19 protein-coding genes are annotated in these 20,803 nt (G+C 42.9%); 8 read left to right on the top strand and 11 right to left on the bottom strand.

Features of this window, described 5'->3' with window-relative positions:
• The first annotated feature begins 59 nt into the window (after window positions 1–59).
• Together V6252_RS01170 and V6252_RS01165 are read left to right on the top strand one after the other, a co-directional pair.
• Entirely contained in the window at window positions 60–674 is a 615-nt protein-coding gene (locus tag V6252_RS01170) for a glutathione S-transferase N-terminal domain-containing protein (RefSeq protein ID WP_165597051.1), read from the top strand.
• Window positions 675–806: 132 nt separating this feature from the next.
• Window positions 807–1,244, top strand: a complete 438-nt coding sequence (locus V6252_RS01165; protein ID WP_341608948.1) for a ClpXP protease specificity-enhancing factor — start codon at window positions 807–809, stop codon at window positions 1,242–1,244.
• Between the two features lie 124 nt (window positions 1,245–1,368).
• Here the strand turns inward: V6252_RS01165 and V6252_RS01160 are convergent, their stop codons facing one another.
• The 10 genes from V6252_RS01160 to V6252_RS01115 all read right to left on the bottom strand — a co-directional run bounded on the left by V6252_RS01160 (window position 1,369) and on the right by V6252_RS01115 (window position 11,019).
• Window positions 1,369–2,139, bottom strand: a complete 771-nt coding sequence (locus tag V6252_RS01160; RefSeq protein WP_341608947.1) for a hypothetical protein — start codon at window positions 2,137–2,139, stop codon at window positions 1,369–1,371.
• A 258-nt stretch (window positions 2,140–2,397) separates the two neighbouring features.
• Window positions 2,398–3,006 (bottom strand): DUF6915 family protein, encoded by a 609-nt coding sequence (locus tag V6252_RS01155; RefSeq protein WP_341608946.1) that lies wholly within the window; start codon window positions 3,004–3,006, stop codon window positions 2,398–2,400.
• Between the two features lie 156 nt (window positions 3,007–3,162).
• Entirely contained in the window at window positions 3,163–3,738 is a 576-nt protein-coding gene (gene dcd / locus V6252_RS01150) for a dCTP deaminase (protein ID WP_058024138.1), read from the bottom strand.
• A 154-nt stretch (window positions 3,739–3,892) separates the two neighbouring features.
• Window positions 3,893–5,053, bottom strand: a complete 1,161-nt coding sequence (locus V6252_RS01145) for a DUF2804 domain-containing protein (protein WP_341608945.1) — start codon at window positions 5,051–5,053, stop codon at window positions 3,893–3,895.
• 12 nt (window positions 5,054–5,065) lie between these two features.
• Window positions 5,066–5,503 carry a hypothetical protein gene (locus V6252_RS01140; protein WP_341608944.1) on the bottom strand — a complete coding sequence of 146 codons (438 nt, stop codon included), beginning with the start codon at window positions 5,501–5,503 and terminating at the stop codon, window positions 5,066–5,068.
• Between the two features lie 64 nt (window positions 5,504–5,567).
• Window positions 5,568–6,791 carry an iron-sulfur cluster carrier protein ApbC gene (gene apbC, locus V6252_RS01135; protein WP_341608943.1) on the bottom strand — a complete coding sequence of 408 codons (1,224 nt, stop codon included), beginning with the start codon at window positions 6,789–6,791 and terminating at the stop codon, window positions 5,568–5,570.
• A 196-nt stretch (window positions 6,792–6,987) separates the two neighbouring features.
• Window positions 6,988–7,788 (bottom strand): 3-hydroxybutyrate dehydrogenase, encoded by an 801-nt coding sequence (locus tag V6252_RS01130; RefSeq protein ID WP_296207954.1) that lies wholly within the window; start codon window positions 7,786–7,788, stop codon window positions 6,988–6,990.
• A gap of 141 nt (window positions 7,789–7,929) precedes the next feature.
• Complete coding sequence (locus V6252_RS01125; RefSeq protein ID WP_341608942.1) at window positions 7,930–8,559, bottom strand: 3-oxoacid CoA-transferase subunit B; 630 nt, start codon at window positions 8,557–8,559, stop codon at window positions 7,930–7,932.
• Between the two features lie 142 nt (window positions 8,560–8,701).
• Window positions 8,702–9,415, bottom strand: a complete 714-nt coding sequence (locus V6252_RS01120; protein ID WP_341608941.1) for a CoA transferase subunit A — start codon at window positions 9,413–9,415, stop codon at window positions 8,702–8,704.
• Between the two features lie 263 nt (window positions 9,416–9,678).
• Window positions 9,679–11,019, bottom strand: a complete 1,341-nt coding sequence (locus tag V6252_RS01115) for a short-chain fatty acid transporter (RefSeq protein ID WP_341608940.1) — start codon at window positions 11,017–11,019, stop codon at window positions 9,679–9,681.
• A gap of 409 nt (window positions 11,020–11,428) precedes the next feature.
• Here V6252_RS01115 and V6252_RS01110 point away from each other — a divergent pair, with 409 nt between their 5' ends.
• Window positions 11,429–12,844 carry a GntP family permease gene (locus V6252_RS01110; protein ID WP_191115025.1) on the top strand — a complete coding sequence of 472 codons (1,416 nt, stop codon included), beginning with the start codon at window positions 11,429–11,431 and terminating at the stop codon, window positions 12,842–12,844.
• A 365-nt stretch (window positions 12,845–13,209) separates the two neighbouring features.
• Complete coding sequence (gene metG / locus V6252_RS01105; RefSeq protein ID WP_341608939.1) at window positions 13,210–15,303, top strand: methionine--tRNA ligase; 2,094 nt, start codon at window positions 13,210–13,212, stop codon at window positions 15,301–15,303.
• A gap of 113 nt (window positions 15,304–15,416) precedes the next feature.
• Here metG and V6252_RS01100 read toward each other — a convergent pair whose 3' ends face one another.
• Entirely contained in the window at window positions 15,417–15,818 is a 402-nt protein-coding gene (locus V6252_RS01100) for a hypothetical protein (protein ID WP_341608938.1), read from the bottom strand.
• A 604-nt stretch (window positions 15,819–16,422) separates the two neighbouring features.
• Here V6252_RS01100 and V6252_RS01095 point away from each other — a divergent pair.
• The 4 genes from V6252_RS01095 (at window position 16,423) to V6252_RS01080 (ending at window position 20,790) form a co-directional block, all read left to right on the top strand.
• On the top strand, window positions 16,423–17,472 hold the full coding sequence (locus V6252_RS01095; RefSeq protein WP_102094939.1) for an ABC transporter substrate-binding protein: 1,050 nt from the start codon (window positions 16,423–16,425) through the stop codon (window positions 17,470–17,472).
• A gap of 77 nt (window positions 17,473–17,549) precedes the next feature.
• The gene (locus V6252_RS01090) at window positions 17,550–18,590 is read left to right on the top strand and encodes an ABC transporter substrate-binding protein (protein ID WP_341608937.1); all 1,041 of its coding nucleotides are present in this window, start codon (window positions 17,550–17,552) and stop codon (window positions 18,588–18,590) included.
• A 441-nt stretch (window positions 18,591–19,031) separates the two neighbouring features.
• The gene (locus V6252_RS01085; protein ID WP_101204314.1) at window positions 19,032–19,931 is read left to right on the top strand and encodes an ABC transporter permease; all 900 of its coding nucleotides are present in this window, start codon (window positions 19,032–19,034) and stop codon (window positions 19,929–19,931) included.
• Window positions 19,932–19,995: 64 nt separating this feature from the next.
• Entirely contained in the window at window positions 19,996–20,790 is a 795-nt protein-coding gene (locus V6252_RS01080; protein ID WP_057759272.1) for an ABC transporter ATP-binding protein, read from the top strand.
• The last annotated feature ends 13 nt before the right edge of the window (window positions 20,791–20,803 follow it).

Raw genomic sequence — 20,803 nt, 5'->3', positions numbered from 1 at the left:
TTGATAAACGTTGCGAGTTTGTTTACGATGACAACCTTCACTATTAACATTAGGCTTTCATGATTGATGCGAATGACATTCCAAGTAGTCAGCTAATTTTGTATGCTGATGACGGCTACGACAGTCATGTGGTACGCCTATTACTTGAAGAAAAAAAGCTCGCTTACTATTTGTCTCGCTTACATTCTGAGCGCCCTGAAGATTTGACTGAGCTAAATCCTTATCATACCTTGCCTGTATTGCAGCAGCGTGAGATTGCGCTTTATGAGATTAACGTCATTTTTGAATATCTTGAAGAGCGCTATCATACAAATAAACTGCTCCCTGAGACACCGCAAGAGCGTGCACAGTTTCGCCAACTGGCTTGGCGCATTCAGCGTGATTGGTTAGTACTTGGTAAACGCTTGTTGACGCATCCAGATAGTTTTAATAAAGCACAAGCTACCATTGCCAAAAAACAGCTCAGTGATTCGTTGATTACTCTGTCACCGCTGTTCGCTCACAAACCTTATTTTATGGCTGATGAGTTTGGTTGGTGTGACGTGTTGTTAGCACCCCTATTATGGCGATTAGACGAGATGGGTATCGAGTTGCCACGTGCTATTAGCCGTCCATTGTTTGAATACCAAACTAGAGTGTTTGAGCGCAGTAGCTTCCAAAAAAGTGTGCGTTGATTAGACAATTATCAAAAGCTGTCCTAAAATAAAGTATAAATAAGATAGACGTTAATTAGCATTTGTCATGTGATAAATTGCTAAACGAGATATTTTTCATTATTAAAAATTATTAGTATAGGAAATCATTAGATGAGCGAAACCACCTCTATTACACCTACCCGCCCTTATATGGTACGCGCACTATATCAATGGATAGAAGACAACGCTCTGACACCATATTTGATGGTCGATGCTACCGCTGACAATGTGCAAATACCAACCGAGCATGTGCAAGACGGTCGTATCGTATTAAATATCGCCAGCCGTGCTACGGGCAACATGAGTATGGAAAATGATTATATTCACTTTAGCGCGCGCTTTGGCGGCGTCTCACAAGAGATTTGGGTACCGCTTACTGCGGTGATGGGGATTTATGCTAAAGAGAACTCGCAAGGAATGTTTTTTGATCCAAAAGAGTATGATAACTATCAGCCAGAAGACGACTCAGCACCAATGTCTAACAACAGTCCTATTAAAGCGCCTAAACCAAAGCGCGATAATAAAGCAGGTTTAAAAGTTTTAAAGTAAATGGCGCTATCTAGTGAGTTAGAAGCTGCAAAAAGCTGAACCCGTCACAGGTTCAGCTTTTTTACGGTTATTTGTATGTCTATGCTATTTTATTAAAAGGCAGTTAGCCTGTGAGCATTGATTACTATTGGCTAATTTTGGTAAACATGACATCATCGACTTGTTCCACCCGATAAATGGGCAATTGTAATACAGCGTTAAATGCCGTGATCACATCATCAGGACTGTCCGCGAAATCAATATTTCCTTCTGTCTCATCCGCATTGTACTCAATACTCAGCTCATCTTGATATTGACTGATAAGACTTTGTACAATGGGGTTTTCTAAGTCCGATGCGGTCAGTATGGTTTGTTTTTCATATATTTCTTGACCATAGCTAATACGTGCATCTCTACGGTACTGCGCCATGACATCACACGCATCATGCGTGAACCAAATCTGATCTGAATAGCCAGAGGGATCCACTAGCATATAACCGTGATGTGCCGTAAAAATCACATAACGTGGTTCGCTGGCGGTATATTCCTTGACCATGTAATGATTGCTCTGCGCAATTTCTAAAAAAGTTAATAGTTGCTCATCATTCATTTGATCAGTAGGTATATCCTCACCACATAAGCCATATCTAGGAATAGTTAATTGCAGGCCACAATCGTCCCGTATAAAGCTAATAATTTTTTGGTACTGCTCTTCACTCAGTTCACCATTGGCAAAGGTGCTTAGGTTGTCTAAAGGATACTCCTCTAATGAGTCGCGCTCAAGTGCTGCGCAGCGTTGTCGTGCTGTTTTTTCATCATCAACAATGTCATATAATGTTTCATTATGATGCTCAACACAGTACCACTCGTCATTGTACATAAAGTCGAATTTGTGAATCGCGTATTTTTTACTCATAAAGCTGGTCCTTGTGCAGTAGTGGTTGGATTATTTTCTTGATTGTGCCGACTCGTATTATTTAAGCACATGGCCGAGCTACACCAATGCTTGATTCTCCGCTGGCGGCTGTGCAACAATCTAATGACTCGGCTCATCGCTGCTGGTACTCTCAATGCGCAGGTCAAAGCATTCGGGATGAAAGGCAAAGAAGTTGTACTCTTTCGTATGTTAAAGTTCCTTATGATGGATATGGGTAGGTTATCAATACAAAGGGAGTCAATGCACTAACCTTGCAGATGGCGGATAGTCATTTCCATTATCCATCCATAATTCAAATGCCATTTTTTCAAATATAGCACTGCCTGATAACCGAAAATCAGTAATGGGTAATTGCGATGGTTCGAGCGCCGTAACCCTCGGTATAACATCCAACATAAACCAGCTATTGTGGGTCAATAATAGTGATTTGAGCTGACCTGTAATGGCAAGTGGTGACAGTAATAAACGGCTGATAGCAGGATTGCTCTGTGCAAAATTAGTATGAAACTGCTCAATATTATTTTTTTGTGCCACGCTAAGCTCACCTTGGATGGCTTGCACAAAATCACCAATAGTAGGTATAAAGCGATGGCGGAAATCTACCAACAGGTGATCTTTTTCACATACATCTTTGATATCCACCTCAGCACCATCGCTGTTGACTAAGACATGGCCAAACATAGGTAATACAATTTCATTCACCGCCCATATGGTATGAAAAATGCGATGCCGATTGTCACTACATAAGTTCTTGGTATTATCGATAAACTGATGAATAGCAATGTAGTCGCTAGGTTGTCCACCGCGCCGACGCGCAGATATTTGGGCATGTTTGATAGAATTCATGAAAGTCTCGTCGCTAAGCAGTAATAAACTTTTGTAAAATATATACAGACTATAGCAAACTTTAATATAAAAAATGAGCCATAAAAAATCCACACGACAACTCAAGTCGTGTGGATTGTTTGATAGGTGTTACTGCGTTTTCGTAATGCTTACTGCCTACGTGCGCGGCAACGTCACGCCGCGCTGACCTTGGTATTTACCACCACGATCTTTATAACTGGTCTCACAGACATCATCAGCATCGCTTTGGAAAAACAGCATTTGCGCAACGCCTTCGCCAGCATAGATACGGGCTGGCAGATTGGTGGTATTACTAAACTCTAAAGTGACGTGCCCTTCCCACTCAGGCTCAAGCGGCGTTACGTTGACAATAATACCGCAGCGCGCGTAAGTCGACTTACCTAGGCAAATAGTCAATACATCACGCGGAATACGGAAGTACTCCATAGTACGGGCTAAAGCAAACGAATTAGGTGGAATTATACACTCGTCACCAACGATATCGATAAAGCTTTTATCATCAAAGTTTTTAGGATCAACGACTACTGAATGTACGTTGGTAAAAACTTTAAACTCAGGAGCACAGCGCACATCATAACCGTAGCTTGAGGTACCGTAGCTAACCAAACGCTCGCCTGCATCATTAAAGCGTACTTGACCTGGCTCGTATGGCTCAATCATGCCGTGCTCTTCGGCCATTTTACGAATCCAGCGGTCAGACTTAATAGACATTGTTGTTCCTTAGCAAATATTTAATAGCGGTTATGATAACAGTATTTTGATAGCGACGATTATACGGAATTGGTGGCTGAATTTATAGAGGAGCGGCTAGTTAAAACTGAATACAGCCATTAATCTCATTTATTCCCATGTTATGTCTTAGAAGCTACCATTTGGCAAAATGATCTTCTGCGAGCCCCATGACATTATCAAGCCTAATAACTTCATCTCTTATTCGAATTTCACCACTATAAAAACCTATCCACTGCTCAAAGATACTGGCTATCACACCGAAATTATCGGTCTTTTTATAGACGATAATCGGTGTGAAGCTCAAATCAATATCGACATTGCTCCAACCAAGATTTTGATGATAGATACGCCATGGCTCTGAAATGCTAGCGTCAGTTTCTACGCCTTCTATACTTGGCTTAAGACTATTTGGCTGATTTGATCGAATACTTGAACCCTCACGAGCAAACATAACGGGTGGTAAATAGAATATCTGCCCGTCAAGCCAGCAAGCATTTTCACTAGCTCCGGTCTCGTTGACACCCATAGACAGATTGAGCAAAAAGTGACGACCATCTGACAAATAGCTAGTGATACAGCTCCAAAACCAATTGGTCTCATAACGCATATAGCCGAGCGTCCAATCTAGATTGGCAATAGTAGCATCGGTGAAAGTTATTTTTTGAGGTTGAGCATCAGGAGCATCAGTATGAAATTTCGACTTGGCTTTAATGAGCAAATGCCCAGATAGTGCGGTCAACGGCTCTTTTTGCGTAAACGTCCAGCCACGCCTACCAGTCGGCGTACATATGGCTAACGGTTGTGCGCTTCGTGCTAACGCTGCCGTTATTGCAACATACTGACTGTCGAGCGCAATATTCATCTGAGCAGGACTAAAATCCAAGGTGACGCTGAGCTTTGTATGTGTAAATGCCATCTGCCCTTGATAACCATCACCATCTAAGTGCGTATGATGCGTCAAAGGCTGTAGCGCCTCACAGACTTCCAGCTGCTGAGTATCCTCATTATAAATGTAAACGAAAGCACTAGTCGCAAGCTTAATCGTTGCGAGCGCGAGGCACACTCGATACGGGGGTTGGAGTATCTGAATGAAGCAGAATTGGTTGGCTTTTAGTTCTTTACGCCAGTTAGGTAAGGATTTTTGTGAAATGAGATGACTATAATAATCTAAGTAGTTGATACTTTTGACTTGGGAGGAAACACCAAAAACAGGCTGACCATTTTGGATAAGATATTCGAGATTTGCCAGTTTTAAGTTGGCGGCAGTATACGGTTTGTCGTGGCTTTTATTCATGATATCGGCATCCTAGCCAAATTTTTCTAAAGGTACTATCTGTCCTTGATAGCTCACGGTGCTATGTGAAATTCTTCTTTTTGCCTGTACAGCACCCACAAAAAACGCTTCAGTTATCACCTTAACTTCAATACTGGTTAATCCATCTGCTAGTGTTTCTGTAACATTGATTGATGCAAGCGCACTCACCCATAAAAAGTGTCTTGGAAACTTTTTTAACAGCTCAGCGAGAGCCTTTGTGAATTTGTTAAAATCGGCAATTACCATTCGGCGATTGCTAAAGTCAGCATTAATCTGATAGCGTTTGCTACTGCCATCTTTATAGTAGCAAACGGCAATCAACTGATTGTTTGAGAGCTCAATGATGTATATCGGCGGGCGAAATAATCGTAGGACTCTATACTGCTTGGGAGTATTGTCTAAATGACTTTGATAAATAGATAAGTTCAAGATATCCTCTTTTTAGACAATACATTCACTTTAAAAGTCGCCAGCTTAGGCTACTTCTCCACCATCAAAAAATCCGCTTGTCATCGATAGGCTTTGCAAATTTATTGATGTTGGTTTCGATATTTTTGGCAATATCTAGGTAATATTGTGCAAACTCATCATCAGCTAAGACGCTTGGCACACCTTTATCAACTTGTGCACGAATGCCACTGGCAAGTGGTAGCTGACCCAATAGCGGTACCTGATACTGCTCAGCGATAAACTCACCGCCACCCGTACCAAAGATCGCTTCGGTGTGGTTACAGTTGCTACACGTATGTAGCGCCATGTTTTCAACCACGCCAAGCACAGGAATGTTGGTTTTGTTAAACATCTCAACGCCTTTTTGCGCATCGAGCAAGGCAACATGCTGCGGTGTCGTGACAATGACAGCACCCGTGACTGGAATACGCTGTGCCAAGGTCAGCTGTATATCACCCGTACCTGGCGGCATATCAATTACTAGATAGTCTAGCTGCGGCCAGTTGGTTTGATTATATAGCTGCATCAATGCACCCGTGGCTTTTGGTCCACGCCATGCAACCGGCGTATTATCTCCATCGAGTAAGCTACCGATAGAGAGCATTGCCATACCATGCGCATCGACCGGTACGAATTGCTCGTTTTCTAGTTGCGGCTTCACATCAGCAACGCCTAGCATCGTTGGCATACTAGGACCATAGATATCGGCATCTAACACACCAACGCGATTGCCAAGCTTCTGTAGTGCTAAGGCGATATTGACCGTGGTGGTTGATTTGCCAACACCGCCCTTACCTGATGCCACAACAATAATATGACGGATACGAGGATGCGCTGCCAACGAAGCTTGCGTAGGTGCAGCTTTCGTAATCGGTGGCTCAGCGTTAGTGTTACTAGCATTGTTATCAGCGCCAGATGAAGACTGAGATTCCATCGCATTGGTCGTCTTTGGCATTTTCTTTGGCAAGCTTGAACCTGAGCCTTTTTCTGGCGCAGGCAGACGCACATTCATATGAATCGTAGTAATACCATGTGGATGTAGTAACTGCCCGAGCTCCTGCTGGATAACTTCAGGATTGCTATCTTTTGGCAAACGCAGGTCTAACGTAAGTGCTTCGCCATCACGCTCAAGCCCTGTGACCATCGTGGCAATACTGACAGCACCTATCTCATATCCAAGTAGGACTTTGTCAACGGCGCTATCACGCTCTGCCTGCTGCTGAGGCGTTTCGGTTTTTGTGGTTTTTTTCTTCATAAAGTTAAACATAGCTACTATTATGGCCTATACAAGTGGGTAGATCTGGCAAATTGCTCAAGCCGTCTCGTTGCGCATATTACAACCGATAACGTTAATGAGTATATTAGCCAAACCTTCTATCGTGACAGTGTAGCTGAATTGGAGGCATAAAAAAACCACAACGCCAGTAGGTCTGACGTTGTGGTATATGCAAATTGTATATATATTAATTCATAAACCAACCATGACTGGCAACGATAGATTGTCCAGTGAATACATTGGTTGGGAAAGCCGCTAAAAATAGCGCCAATTGGGCAATGTCTTCTACTGTCGTAAACTCTTTATCTACGGTATTGACCAGCATAATATCGTTAATAACCGACTCTTCACTGATGCCTTTTTCAGCTGCTTGCTCTGGAATTTGTTTTTCGACCAATGGCGTTTTTACAAATCCTGGGCAAATCACATGCGAGCGTACCTTATGCGCTGCACCTTCTTTGGCCAATACACGGCACAATCCTAGTAGTCCATGCTTCGCGGTTACATAAGGGGCTTTATATAATGAGGCTTCATGCGAATGAGCAGAGCCCATATAAATGACCGTGCCACCTTTATCGCCTTTATACATATGCTTAATCGCTGCTTTAGTGGTCAAAAAAGCACCATCTAAGTGGATGTTAAGCATTTTTTTCCAATCGCTAAACGCCATTTTATCGATAGGGTCAATAATCTGAATACCAGCATTAGAAACCAAAATATCAATACTACCAAAAGTATCAACTAGCTGTTGTACACCATCGTTTACCGCATCTTCCGAGGTAACATCCATGGCAATTGCTATAGCACGTCCACCAGCAGCTTCAATAGCATCAACGGTTTTTTGTGCCGCTTCGAGATTGATATCAGCAATACCAACCGCTGCGCCTGCTTTTGCATAAGTTTCAGCGATGTCACGTCCGATACCACTTGCAGAGCCAGTGACTAATGCTACTTTGCCTGTCAAATCTTGTTCTAATTGGGTCGCCATACATATTCCTTATCATGGTCTAAAATATTATTAGTTTTTATAAAATTGAACTGAACAAATACGCCACTATAATCATAGTGGCGTATTTATTTGCGGGATAAAACATATTAATCTTACGACAGTCACTTTACTGTACAGAGTTTACTGAATAATACTTACTGGCGTTTTTTCTTGTAGTTCGTCAAAGCTCACACCATCTGCTAATTCAACCAGCTTCAGACCCTTATCAGTAACGTCTAATACAGCAAGCTCGGTGATGATACGATCAACCACGCCTTTTCCTGTCAATGGTAGCTCGCAATTGGCTAGAATTTTTGGTTCACCATGTTTATTGACCTGCTCCATCAATACAATCACACGCTGCACACCTGCGACCAAATCCATCGCCCCGCCCATGCCTTTAACCATCTTCTTGGGAATCATCCAGTTGGCAAGGTCGCCTTTTTCTGAGACTTCCATTGCACCCAATATTGCCAAGTTGACATGACCGCCACGAATCATTGAAAAAGACTCTGAGCTACTAAAATAGCTAGCACCAGCTTCTGCGGTTACTGTTTGCTTGCCCGCATTAATCAAGTCCGCATCTACGTTTTCTGCTGTAGGGAACTCACCAATACCTAGCAAGCCATTCTCTGATTGTAGCCATACGTCCACGCCTTCAGGAATGTAGTTGGCGACCAACGTTGGTAGACCGATGCCTAGGTTCACATAGTAGCCATCTTGTAGCTCTTTTGCAGCGCGTTGCGCCATTTGCTCTCTTGTCCATGCCATGCTGATTTCCTTATTTTTTTACGATATTCTATTTTTATTCATTTAGACAGCCAGTTATTTAATCAATTGGCTGTCTAAACTATTATCCATCTAAAATTAACTGTTGATTTCACGTATGATTAAGCTCCGACCACGTTTTTATTTACGCGCCTTCTACAGCTTTAGTCGTGGTTTTTTCGATACGTTTTTCAGGGCTAGTGTTCAATACAATGCGTTGAACAAAGATACCCGGTAGATGCACTTCGTCTGGATCAAACGTACCTGTTTCGACGATTTCTTCGACTTCAACGATCGTGATTTTACCGGCCATCGCACAGTCTGGGTTGAAGTTACGAGCGGTTTTGTTAAAGATTAGGTTGCCCGCTTTGTCAGCCTTTTGCGCTTTTATCAAGGCGACATCAGCACGTAACGAATGCTCTAGCACATAAGTACGACCATCAAAATCACGCGTCTCTTTACCTTCAGCAACTAATGTACCCACGCCTGTTGCGGTATAAAACGCAGGAATACCAGCGCCGCCTGAGCGCAGTTTTTCAGCCAATGTCCCTTGCGGAGTCAATTCAACCTCTAGCTCGCCTGCCAAATACTGGCGCTCAAACTCTTTGTTTTCACCCACATAAGACGAAATCATTTTTTTGATTTGGCGTGTCTGTAGTAACAGACCAAGACCGAAGTCATCGACACCAGCGTTATTACTGATACAAGTCAGCTCTTTAACTTTGCTATCACGCAGCGCTGCAATTAATGCTTCTGGAATACCGCATAGACCAAAGCCACCGATCGCGAGCGTTTGCCCGTCACTAACGACGCCTTTTAGCGCTTCTTCGGCATTGTTGTATACTTTTGACTGACTCATGCTTGTCTCCTATGACTGTTATTTATATTTTTAATCCGTGCATAACCTAATGCTGAATTAAGTGTCTCAATTATCCGTTTGATTGTTGATTGTTATAAAAAATTAAGAACTAAAAGCGAAAATAAACCACGCTTATTTTTCTTTTGAGCGTTATAACGCCATATAGTCGATTCAATTTAAAAATAGTACAAGGCAACCGAGTGTAGATGTATATCTAATACTTCAAGCGAGGTTAACGCAGTAATATTTTTATAGTGGAATGACTATACCAATAGCCAAAACACACTCATGATAATGGCACCCGATACTGCCAGTACTATCAGACAGTAACCCATGATAGCGCGTGCATCCAAACCTGCTATACCTAGTAATGGCAAGGCCCAAAACGGCTGAATCATGTTGGTCCATGCATCACCCCACGCAATCGCCATCGCAGTAATAGCTGGACTAACACCTAGCTCAATACCAGCAGGAATCATAACAGGACCCTGTACCGCAAACTGTCCACCGCCCGACGGTACAAAGACGTTGACCAAGCCAGCACTTAAAAATGCAAAGATCGGAAAGCTGTCTGCGGAAGCGGAATTGACAAAAAACTCGGTCACTTGCGTACTGATAGAGTTACCATCCGCATTTGCTCCCGTCATGATGCCCATGATGCCGCCGTAGAACGGGAACAATAGCACAATACCTGTGATGCCACCTATCCCTGAGTGTACGGCACGATAATAACGCTCTAGCGTGCCATGCGATAGCAAACCTATGAATAAGAATAGCCCAATGACGATGTTTAGCCCGAGGTTAAAACCGTTACTACCAAACTCGCTGATATAGTACATCAGTGCTAAGGCCAATAAGATGACAGCAATAATACGGCTATCATCTAATTTTTGTGCAGGCGTGTCTCTTTGTGGCGCGACGTAGATCTCTTCTTTGATCAGCTTAGGATCAATAACTGTAGGGTTTTTTGGATGCATAAAGCGATTGACGAGTGGCAAAATAACGATAAGCAAACCTACTAGCAGCATGTTGTAGCCTGCAAATACCGTCTGCGACAAAGGTACCGCTTCCGTCATGGTATTGCCTGACAGCGTCAGTAGCGTATCACCGCCCGAGCTAAGTGTCAGCGGTATCGAACCTGAAAAACCACCATGCCAAATTACAAAACCTGAATAGGCAGCCGCGACAAGCAAAGGGTAGTCGACATTAGCCACTTTTCTAGCCAGTGCCTTTGCAAAGATTGCCCCGATGATTAAACCAAAGCCCCAGTTTATCCATGAGCCGACTAGCCCAACCAAGGTTGATACGATAATGGCGGTCGTAGGAGAGTGAACTCTACTAGCGAGATTGTCCAATAAGCGCTGAATAAATGGTGCGCTAGCAAAGGCATAACCGGTCACTAGGACCAACGCCATTTGCATGGCAAAGCTATGCAGTGACCACAGTCCGTTGCCCCAGTGCCCTGCCATAGCAATCATGTCCTGGCCAGTAGTAGCCAGTCCTACAGCAAACGCGATAAGGGTCAAAACGATCGAAAATACGAATGGGGATGGTAGATAGCGATTGACTAACTGCACGCTCATATTAGTGATGGCACTAAACATATTCACATTCCTTGTAAATTTGATGTTTGGTTTTGAGAGTTGTTATTAGCGCTTTGTTAAACGCTTATCAGATTTAAGTGAGGTTACTGCCACTACGTCTGATAAAGGGCAAGCATTATATTTTACATTGGCGTTCATAACAATACATTCTATCTCGCTATATCATGCGTGAAACACTTGTGCTAACTTAACATATTATTTTCGTAGCGACTAGAAAATAACCATCAGCGCATGTGAGTCAACGCTGTGCAGGAGTTAAATTGTCGAGATATTAATGATTAGCAGTCTATGAGTCTAGATTTATGTTTGATAAAACAGATGACATAGGCTTATTTTGATTAATTTTATTGACCTACATCGACAAGCACGGCATACTCGCTGCCTTATTTTTTTGCCAAGGAGGGCCGTCATGTTTAGTACACTTGCTATTGTCATTACCCTATTATTACTCATGTTCTTTGCTTATCGCGGTTATTCTGTGCTGATCCTAGCACCGATTATGGCGACATTAGCAGTCTTACTGTCAGGTGACTTCTTAAGCACCATACCCGCTTATACCGATGTCTTTATGGGCGCGTTGAGTGGATTCTTACTCAAATTCTTCCCGATATTCTTGCTAGGCGCACTATTTGGACGCTTAATGGCAGACTCTGGCGCAGCAACCGCCATTGCCAATACGGTCGTCGAAAAACTCGGTGCTAGCAAAGCCATTCTTGCGGTAATTTTGGTCTGTGCTATTTTGACCTATGGCGGCGTATCGTTGTTCGTTGTGGCTTTTGCTATCTATCCAATCGCCAAAGACTTGTTTAGAGCAGCAGATATTCCAAAACGTTTGATTCCAGCAGCGATTGCTTTAGGGTCATTTACGTTTACGATGACTGCACTGCCAGGCACGCCAGCTATCCAGAACGCTATTCCAATTCCTTATTACAACACCAATGTATTTGCCGCGCCTATTTTGGGCATCATCGGTGGTACGATCATGTTTGTTTGTGGTTGGATGTGGCTTCAGTCACGCGCCAGAAAAGCCAATGCAGCGGGCGAAGGTTATGGTCAGCATGACGAAGAAGATGTAGGCGGTGTTGGCGCAACGGCAAAAGAAGCTGAGGTGTTAAACACTCACCATACTTCTTTTACCATTGCGATGATCCCACTCGTACTAGTCATTGGTTTAAACGCTATATTGACCTATATCGTATTCCCGTCGATAGATTTCAGTAGTTTACAAACTCAGTTCCCAGACTTAAATGTCGCAGGCTCACTTGGGTTATGGTCAATTATTATCTCGTTAGTCGTGGCTTGTGTAGTGTTAATTCTGCTGCGTATCGGACATTGGAATAATCTGCAAAAAACCATTAACCGTGGTACTTATGATTCTATGTTGCCGATTTTTAATACTGCATCAGAAGTGGGCTACGGTGCGGTTATCGCGTCGCTCGCAGGCTTCCTTATCATTCGTGATAGCATTCTAAACCTAAACCCTGACAACCCTCTGATCTCAGAAGCGGTCGCTATGACTACGCTTGCTGGTATCACAGGTTCCTCGTCTGGCGGTTTGAGTATTGCGCTGTCTACATTGGGTGAAGATTATCTAAGAATGGCGGTCAATGCCGGTATCGACCCTGAGTTGATGCACCGCGTAGCAGTTATGGCGGCAGGTGGTCTAGATACGCTTCCGCACAGTGGCGCTGTCATCACCTTACTAGCGATTTGTGGTCTGACCCACAAACAGTCTTATTTGAACTTAGCGATGGTTACAATGGTCATTCCATTGGTCGCTGTAGTCGCTGTGATTATCTTAGGTACGATGTTTGGTTCATTTTAAGCTAGCTTAATCATTTAGTCACTTAGCCATTTATTACTAACCACTGGTATCTAAGCGAATAATGGATAAATAAAAAACCCACTTAGCATACTGCTTGGTGGGTTTTTTCATGGTCGATTGATAATCATTCTATAACTATCAAATACGATGCAAGGCTATTGTTTATGGTTAATAAATGCCTGCCAAATGAGAAGTAATTACCAAGGAATATCACAAATTTATTTGATTTACGGTATCATAGGCACACTTTTTGAATTTTTATTATTTTTAGAAGTTTTTAGCATTAACGATGTCGCATCGATGAGCGATGAACCGCTTGCGATGTTCGATAACTAACCCGTTTATATAAAAATATAGGTGATTTTGTGCGTGAGATTCTAGTAACCAGTGCGCTGCCCTACGCCAATGGTGACATCCATTTGGGGCATCTTTTAGAGCATATTCAAACTGACATTTGGGTACGTGCGATGAAAGCACAAAGCCATAAAGTCACTTATGTCTGTGCAGACGATGCTCATGGCACTGGTATTATGCTCAAAGCAGAGGCCAATGGCGTAACGCCAGAGGAACAAATTGCGGCAGTCAAAGCCTCACACGAAGCAGACTTTTCAAAATTCCTCATTAATTATGATAACTATCACACCACCCATTCAGAAGAAAACAAACAGTTCTCTGAGCTAATTTATCGTCGTCTTAATAGTGCTGGTCATATCAGCACAAAGGATGTTGAGCAGCTGTTTGATCCTGAAAAGCAATTATTTCTAGCTGATCGCTTTGTTAAAGGCACTTGTCCAGAATGTGGTTCACCGGATCAATATGGCGACAACTGTGAGGTTTGTAGCACAACTTATAATGCCGTAGAGTTGAAAGATCCACGCTCAACTATTTCGGGTGCAACACCCATACTTAAAACCTCCAAGCACTATTTCTTTGATCTGCCAGAGTTTGAGCAGTTCTTAAAAGATTGGACGCGCAGTGACAACCGTTTGCAAACGTCAGTCGCCAACAAATTACAAGAATGGTTTGATTCTGGACTAGCCAGCTGGGATATCTCGCGCGATGCACCCTACTTCGGCTTTCAAATTCCAGACACCCCAAGCGATGAGCCAGACAAATACTTTTATGTGTGGCTAGATGCGCCAGTGGGCTACATGGCAAGCTTTAAGAACCTATGTGATAAGCGTGCAGGGACAGATCAAGCACTTGATTTTGATCGCTACTGGGCACAAGAAAACGAGCACAAAACTGAGGTTTATCACTTCATTGGTAAAGACATTGTTTACTTCCATGCCTTGTTTTGGCCAGCCATGCTAGCTGGTAGTGAGTTACGCACGCCAACTGGAGTCTTTGCCCATGGTTTCTTGATGGTCAATGGCGAGAAAATGAGTAAGTCACGCGGCACCTTTATTAATGCTAAAACTTACGCAGAGCATTTACACCCAGAATACCTGCGTTATTATTTCGCCAGTAAACTGTCTGACAAAGTTGAAGATATTAATTTCGATCTAAATGACTTTATGCAAAAGGTCAACTCTGACTTGGTTGGCAAAGTCGTCAATATTGCCAGTCGTAGTGCAGGGTTCTTGGTTAAGAAGTACGACGGCATGCTGTCAGAAGTTTGCGTCGAGTCAGAGCTATTAGAAGACATCACTAAAACGGGCGATGAGATTGCAGCTGCTTATGAGAATCGTGAATTCTCGCGTGCTATGCGTTTAATTATGCAATGTGCGGACAAGGCAAACGAATATATCGATGCCAAAAAACCATGGTCACTAGCGAAATTGGAAGGTACTGAGCAAGAAGTTCAAGACGTCTGCTCGGTCGCTATCAATATCTTCCGTCAATTGATGGTTTATCTTGCGCCAGTATTACCTGAGCTGACTAATAATGCCAAAGAGTTTTTAAACCTTGATGATTTAAGTTTTGCTAGTCGTAATGAGTGGTTACTAGGTCATAAAATCAATAAGTTCAAACCACTGATGCAACGTATCGAAGAAAAAGATATTGAAGCAATGGTAGAAGATTCCAAAGCATCATTAGCTCAAGCAGACGCTCCTGCTGCGACTGAAAGTATCAAGTCTACCGCAAACGAAAAAGCACCTGCAACAAATGCAGATGCTGAACAAACTGACTACATTAGTATCGAAGACTTTGCCAAAGTTGAGATGAAAGTGGCACACGTTTTAGAGTGTAACCATGTAGAAGGTGCTGATAAGTTACTGCAATTCACGCTCGATGTTGGCGAAGACAAACCTCGTAACGTATTTAGCGGTATTCGCAAGTTTTATGAGCCTGAGCAATTGATTAATAAGAAAGTCATTTGCGTGACCAACCTTGCCCCGCGTAAAATGAAATTTGGCATATCAGAAGGCATGGTATTGTCAACTGGCGAGCCAAAGACAGGCTTAACCGTCGTTACCTTGCCAGATGCTTGTGTTGTTGGTGACGTATTGGCTTAACGGTTATTTTTAGGATTAAAAAATAAAAAAAGATGCCCTAAGTGGCATCTTTTTTTATGGTTGATTTAGCAAATGACTAAAAATCAAGCATTATATTTATCTGCTCAAAATACTTATCTACTCAAAATATCGATAATCTGCAACGTATCATTAATCACCGTCACAATGTTATTTTCTGGCGTACGAATACGAACGTAACGGTCATCATAACGGTCTAAAACGACAGAGCGGTCATAATCCCTTCTATCAATCTTGCCGACTACTCTATAGCCGTATCTATCAAGATCACGCTTAAATGAGGCGTTTGGGCTAGCATTGCGATAAGCGTTAATGCTTGGGTGGGCATTGCCATTATGCTTATAGCTTTTACTGATATGGGCAGAGTTACCTTTGCTATTACCATGTCCATTACCGTGCCCGTTTCCATGACCATCTTTTGCCATAGCAGGCAATCCAATCAAAGAAGTAGCAGTGATACCAGCGATGGTTAATAATTTAAGATTAGCAGTGTTCATAATATTATCCTTAAAATAGTCATTCAAAAAAGTTAGATAAATAGTAAAGTCTATTTCACATCCACTATGGCAGCACAATGTCACCAAAATGACTGGATTATCTTTAGAATTATCATGTTTTTCGTATGAAAATTAGCTTACGTTAATTATGAAGTGAGTACGTAATAGATGCGTTGCTAGGATGTAAGCGTTTTGCATATGGTTTCAGCAAACAAAAGTACCCTAGCGGCATCTGTTATATTTAGAGCTACATAAGAGCTTCAATGCATCACGCGTCTTGATAAGATAAAAAGAAGTGATGATTTTTTTATTATCCATCACCATGACCGCTCCACATTAATTTCTTATTGCGATAACTTACATTACTGTCATAATATGAACATAATAATCGATGGAACGATTACTTTATTTAACTGTTAGCCTGCTATCTCAGCATCAACATAGCATTGACTTGGCTAATCTGCATTCTTCAATATCATGGTAAAAAACCAAAGTACACCAAACAGATGAGCAAAATTACTACTATATAAGTTAGTAGGCTCAGTCAGTCTGGCAGTATCTACTTGGTTTTTGCGATTGATATAACCTATGAGTTAACCTAATAATGACTATCGCTTCTACTCTACGCTTAAGCCTATATGGCGTTGCTCTTAGTGCCATTAGCACACTTGGACTAATCGGCTGCTCAAACTCCTCTACCGAGACCGCAGCGACTGCTGAAAATAGCACGGCTACAGACAAACCTGCCAAATCAATTGCCATTACTCAAATCGTTGAGCATCCATCATTAGATGATATGCGCCGCGGTATTATTGATGAATTGGCAGATAATGGTTATGTCGAAGGTCAAAATCTAACTGTTAACTTTCAAAGTGCACAAGGGAATACAGCGACTGCAGGACAGATTGCCAAGCAATTTGCAGGAGACAATCCTGATGCGATCGTAGCAATCTCAACGCCTTCTGCGCAGTCAGTGGTAGCCGCGACCACCACTATCCCTATTATCTACACTGCTGTATCAGATCCATTGGGTGCCAAGCTCATCACGGCAGATGGCAAGCCTTTTCAAAGCAATTTGACTGGACTCTCAAGCCAGTTGCCACTAGAGCCGCAGTTGGATTTGTTACAGCAGATAAAGCCTGACTTAAAGACCATAGGTTATGTCTATAGTCCAGGTGAGGCAAACTCAGTATCATTGCGTGAGAACCTAAAACAAGCTCTGCCAGCGCGAGGTCTGTCACTATTAGACATTCCTGCCAATCGTCCAACGGATATCGGTATGGCGACACGCAGTTTGCAAGGACGCGCAGATATCATCTATACCTCATTTGACAACAATGTTGCCTCTGCCTTTGAGGCCATGACTCAAGCAGCAAATGAGCTCAAGTTACCGATTATCGCGTCTGATGAATTCAGTGTAAAACGCGGCGCGACTGCTGCGCTTGGTGTTAATGACTATGATTTTGGTCGTACTACTGGCAAGATGGTATATCGCGTGTTAAACGGCGAAGCGGTTAACACCATCAAACCTGAAGTCATGAATGATCTGACCTTATATGTCAGTCCTAAGCATGCCAAAACACAAGGTGTCAGCTTGCCAGCAGAGTTACTAAAAAACGCCATCAATGTTGATATTGATGCTGAAACCAAATAAAAAGTAGTAAGCTATCTATTAGCTCGTCAATTATTTATATAGTGTACGGACACACTATTATTTTAGGAGTAAGACCCATGTTGTCTCAAAATCGTTTTGGTCGTTTTAATTTCGGTAAGGCTTTATTATTAGGCGGTGTATGTACGGCTATCTTGACTGGTTGTAACCAATCAGCACAAGATGATGGCTCCACGGATGCTGCCGCTAGTGGTGATGCAGCGGCGGCTGTGAAGACCGTTGCTATTACTGCTATCGTCGAACATCCAGCGCTTGATGATGTACGTAAAGGTGTCATCGACGAGCTAAACGAAGCAGGATTTAAAGATGGTGAAAACCTAACCGTTAACTTCCAAAGCGCGCAAGGAAACACTGCTACTGCTGGTCAGATTGCCAAGCAATTTGTCGCTGATGCGCCAGACGTTATCGTCGCTATCGCAACACCGTCTGCGCAGTCTGTTGCCGCTTCTACTAGCAGCATTCCATTGGTATTCTCAGCAGTTACTGACCCAGTAGCAGCCAAACTGGTACCTAAGCTAGATGGATCTGGCACCAACGTTACAGGCGCATCAGATGCCCTACCGTATGAGCCACAAATTGATTTGATGCGTCAAATCATTCCATCATTAAAGAACGTCGGTTACGTCTATAGCCCAGGTGAGGTCAACTCAACGATTATCTTAAAAAATCTTAAAGAGAAGCTAACACCACTCGGTATCAATGTATTAGAAGCGCCTGCACAGCGTAGTAATGACATCGCGATGGCAGCCCGTAGTCTCGAAGGCAAGGTCGATATGATCTACACTTCAACTGACAACAACGTGGTATCAGCGTACGAGTCACTCTATCAAATCGCCAAACAAAGTAAGATTCCTCTAATTGCCTCAGATACTAGCTCAGTTGAGCGCGGTGCTGTTGCTGCTCTAGGCGTGAACTACTATGAGCTTGGCCGTGAAACTGGTAAAATTGTCGTACGTATCTTAAACGGTGAAAAAGCAGGTGCTATCCCTGTTTACACTCCACAAGCGCTTGATCTATACGTCAGTCCAAAACACGCTAAAGAAGAAGGCATCACATTGCCACAAGCGGTTATCGATAAAGCTAAAGAAGTGGTAGAATAACGCACCTTTGTATTTGGCTCAAAATAGCAGGTATAAATAGGATAGCGACACTACTTAATACTGTGTTGTATACCTTAGATATACGGCTAATGATTAAACAAGAAACCCAGCTATGAGTCATTAGGCTGGGCTTCTTGTCTAAACAGAGTCTTTTTTGAAAGCGTGTTTAATAGTACTGTATTTGTCTGAGAATTTATCTGATACTTGTTAAGTAGAGGATAGGTCTATTGATTGCACTGCAGTGCCTTGAACCATCGCCTCAAACCAAGGTAGCTTATGATCGTTGTTAATCGTGATATGTTTTGGTTTACCCTAACCGCAGATTGCTTAATCTGTTAAATTCACCGCTTAGCTGTTTAGCAGATAGATGATTTTGGCAATTGCCATTTACTTATCTTGGTACCATACGCTAGACACTTGGTTATGACTTACTGATCTCTTATGTCTTTAATTGCTTTTTTTGGTGCGCTTGAAAGTGGTCTGATTTATGGCCTAGTAGCACTCGGTGTGCTTATCTCATTTCGTACGCTCGACTTTCCAGATTTGACCGCTGACGGTAGTTTTCCGTTAGGTGGCGCAGTCGCTGGTATTTCTATCATCGCTGGTATCAACCCATGGTTGGCCTGTGCTTTTGGGATGTTAGCAGGTTCAGTCGCTGGTATCGTCACGGCATGGTTGCATGTCAAACTTGGCATCTTGCAGCTGCTTGCCAGTATCTTGGTCATGGTTGCTTTATATTCTGTCAACCTACGCATCATGGGCGCGCCAAACCTACCCTTGCTTGGCGAAACCACAGTATTTAGCACCTTGGTGACCGATGGTAATGGTTATTGGATGCGCTGCCTGATTATTGGTGTCGTTGTCGCAGCTGCCATGTTATTTTTGAACTGGTTCTATAGCACTGAGACAGGTCTGTCGATGCGCGCTACTGGCTCAAACCTAAGAATGGCACAGGCGCAAGGTATCAATACTTCTTGGATGACCATCATCGGTATGGCGATTTCTAACGGTTTGATTGCCCTAGCAGGTGCGCTGTTTGTGCAGACTCAGGGCGGCGCAGATATCTCGATTGGTATCGGTACAATCGTCATTGGTCTAGCAGCAGTCATCATTGGTGAGACCATCATTCCTGCCAAGCGTATTTGGCTGATCACCTTTGCCGTTGTTGTCGGCGCGGTATTGTACAAACTGTTTATTCAGGTCGCATTATCAAGCGATACGCTACGTAGCATCGGCTTTGGTCCACAGGATTTGAACTTGATTACCGCATTGCTCGTGGTATTAGCCTTGGTATTGCCAAAAGCGAAAACCAAGTTTTTATCACGCAAAGTTCGCGCCTAATGACAGTCAAAGCAGGTATTTATAATACTTGCGATGCTTGAAGAGACAATAAGGAATAACGATTATGATGCAAGCCACCGATTTACGGTTGACCTTTAACCCAGGCACGCCTATCGAAAACCCTGCCCTACGTGGTATCAGTTTAAATATCGCTGACGGTGAATTTGTCACTGTCATCGGTACCAATGGCGCAGGTAAATCTACTTTTTTGAACGCGGTAAGCGGTACGACACGCGTCGATAGTGGCTCAATCTTGCTAAATGGCATTGATGTGACCAAAAAGTCTGCTCATCAACGCGCGCATTGGGTTGCTCGTGTCTTTCAGGATCCGATGGCGGGGACTTGTGAAGCGCTAACGATTGAAGAAAATATGGCTTTGGCCTACAAACGTGGTGGTAATCGCGGTCTGAAATTTGCATTGAACCAGAATAACCGTGATTTGTTCCGAGAAAAACTATCCGTTTTAAAATTAGGTCTAGAAAATCGTTTAACCGATCGTATGGGTCTACTCTCTGGCGGTCAACGTCAGGCAGTAAGTTTGCTAATGGCATCATTGCAGCCCTCTAAGATTTTGCTACTCGATGAGCATACTGCAGCTCTCGATCCTAAGACTGCGGCGTTTGTCTTAGAATTGACTGATAAGATTGTCACGGACAATAAGCTGACTACGATGATGGTCACCCATTCAATGCAACAAGCCTTAGCACATGGCACACGCACCGTTATGCTACACCAAGGTCAAGTAGTGCTAGATGTGGCTGGTGACATTCGTAAAGGTATGACCGTACATGATCTACTCGATATGTTCGAGCAAACACGTGGCGAAAAAGTTGAAGATGACAGTTTGATTTTAAGCTAAGTTTTTGAGCTAA

The organism is Psychrobacter proteolyticus (genome assembly GCF_038155145.1).
In the GTDB taxonomy this organism is placed as follows: Bacteria; Pseudomonadota; Gammaproteobacteria; order Pseudomonadales; family Moraxellaceae; genus Psychrobacter; species Psychrobacter proteolyticus_B.
The sequence above is the reverse complement of the archived record's forward strand: the minus strand, read 5'-3'. Positions and strand labels throughout refer to the sequence as shown.

Excerpts from the sequence above, each read along its gene's own strand:
- V6252_RS01170 (WP_165597051.1), top strand. The coding sequence starts at position 60 with ATGATTGATGCGAATGACATTCCAAGTAGTCAGCTAATTTTGTATGCT.
- V6252_RS01165 (WP_341608948.1), top strand. The coding sequence starts at position 807 with ATGAGCGAAACCACCTCTATTACACCTACCCGCCCTTATATGGTACGC.
- V6252_RS01160 (WP_341608947.1), bottom strand. The coding sequence starts at position 2,139 with ATGAGTAAAAAATACGCGATTCACAAATTCGACTTTATGTACAATGAC.
- V6252_RS01155 (WP_341608946.1), bottom strand. The coding sequence starts at position 3,006 with ATGAATTCTATCAAACATGCCCAAATATCTGCGCGTCGGCGCGGTGGA.
- dcd (WP_058024138.1), bottom strand. The coding sequence starts at position 3,738 with ATGTCTATTAAGTCTGACCGCTGGATTCGTAAAATGGCCGAAGAGCAC.
- V6252_RS01145 (WP_341608945.1), bottom strand. The coding sequence starts at position 5,053 with ATGAATAAAAGCCACGACAAACCGTATACTGCCGCCAACTTAAAACTG.
- apbC (WP_341608943.1), bottom strand. The coding sequence starts at position 6,791 with ATGTTTAACTTTATGAAGAAAAAAACCACAAAAACCGAAACGCCTCAG.
- V6252_RS01130 (WP_296207954.1), bottom strand. The coding sequence starts at position 7,788 with ATGGCGACCCAATTAGAACAAGATTTGACAGGCAAAGTAGCATTAGTC.
- V6252_RS01125 (WP_341608942.1), bottom strand. The coding sequence starts at position 8,559 with ATGGCATGGACAAGAGAGCAAATGGCGCAACGCGCTGCAAAAGAGCTA.
- V6252_RS01120 (WP_341608941.1), bottom strand. The coding sequence starts at position 9,415 with ATGAGTCAGTCAAAAGTATACAACAATGCCGAAGAAGCGCTAAAAGGC.
- V6252_RS01115 (WP_341608940.1), bottom strand. The coding sequence starts at position 11,019 with ATGTTTAGTGCCATCACTAATATGAGCGTGCAGTTAGTCAATCGCTAT.
- V6252_RS01110 (WP_191115025.1), top strand. The coding sequence starts at position 11,429 with ATGTTTAGTACACTTGCTATTGTCATTACCCTATTATTACTCATGTTC.
- V6252_RS01100 (WP_341608938.1), bottom strand. The coding sequence starts at position 15,818 with ATGAACACTGCTAATCTTAAATTATTAACCATCGCTGGTATCACTGCT.
- V6252_RS01095 (WP_102094939.1), top strand. The coding sequence starts at position 16,423 with ATGACTATCGCTTCTACTCTACGCTTAAGCCTATATGGCGTTGCTCTT.
- V6252_RS01090 (WP_341608937.1), top strand. The coding sequence starts at position 17,550 with ATGTTGTCTCAAAATCGTTTTGGTCGTTTTAATTTCGGTAAGGCTTTA.
- V6252_RS01085 (WP_101204314.1), top strand. The coding sequence starts at position 19,032 with ATGTCTTTAATTGCTTTTTTTGGTGCGCTTGAAAGTGGTCTGATTTAT.
- V6252_RS01080 (WP_057759272.1), top strand. The coding sequence starts at position 19,996 with ATGATGCAAGCCACCGATTTACGGTTGACCTTTAACCCAGGCACGCCT.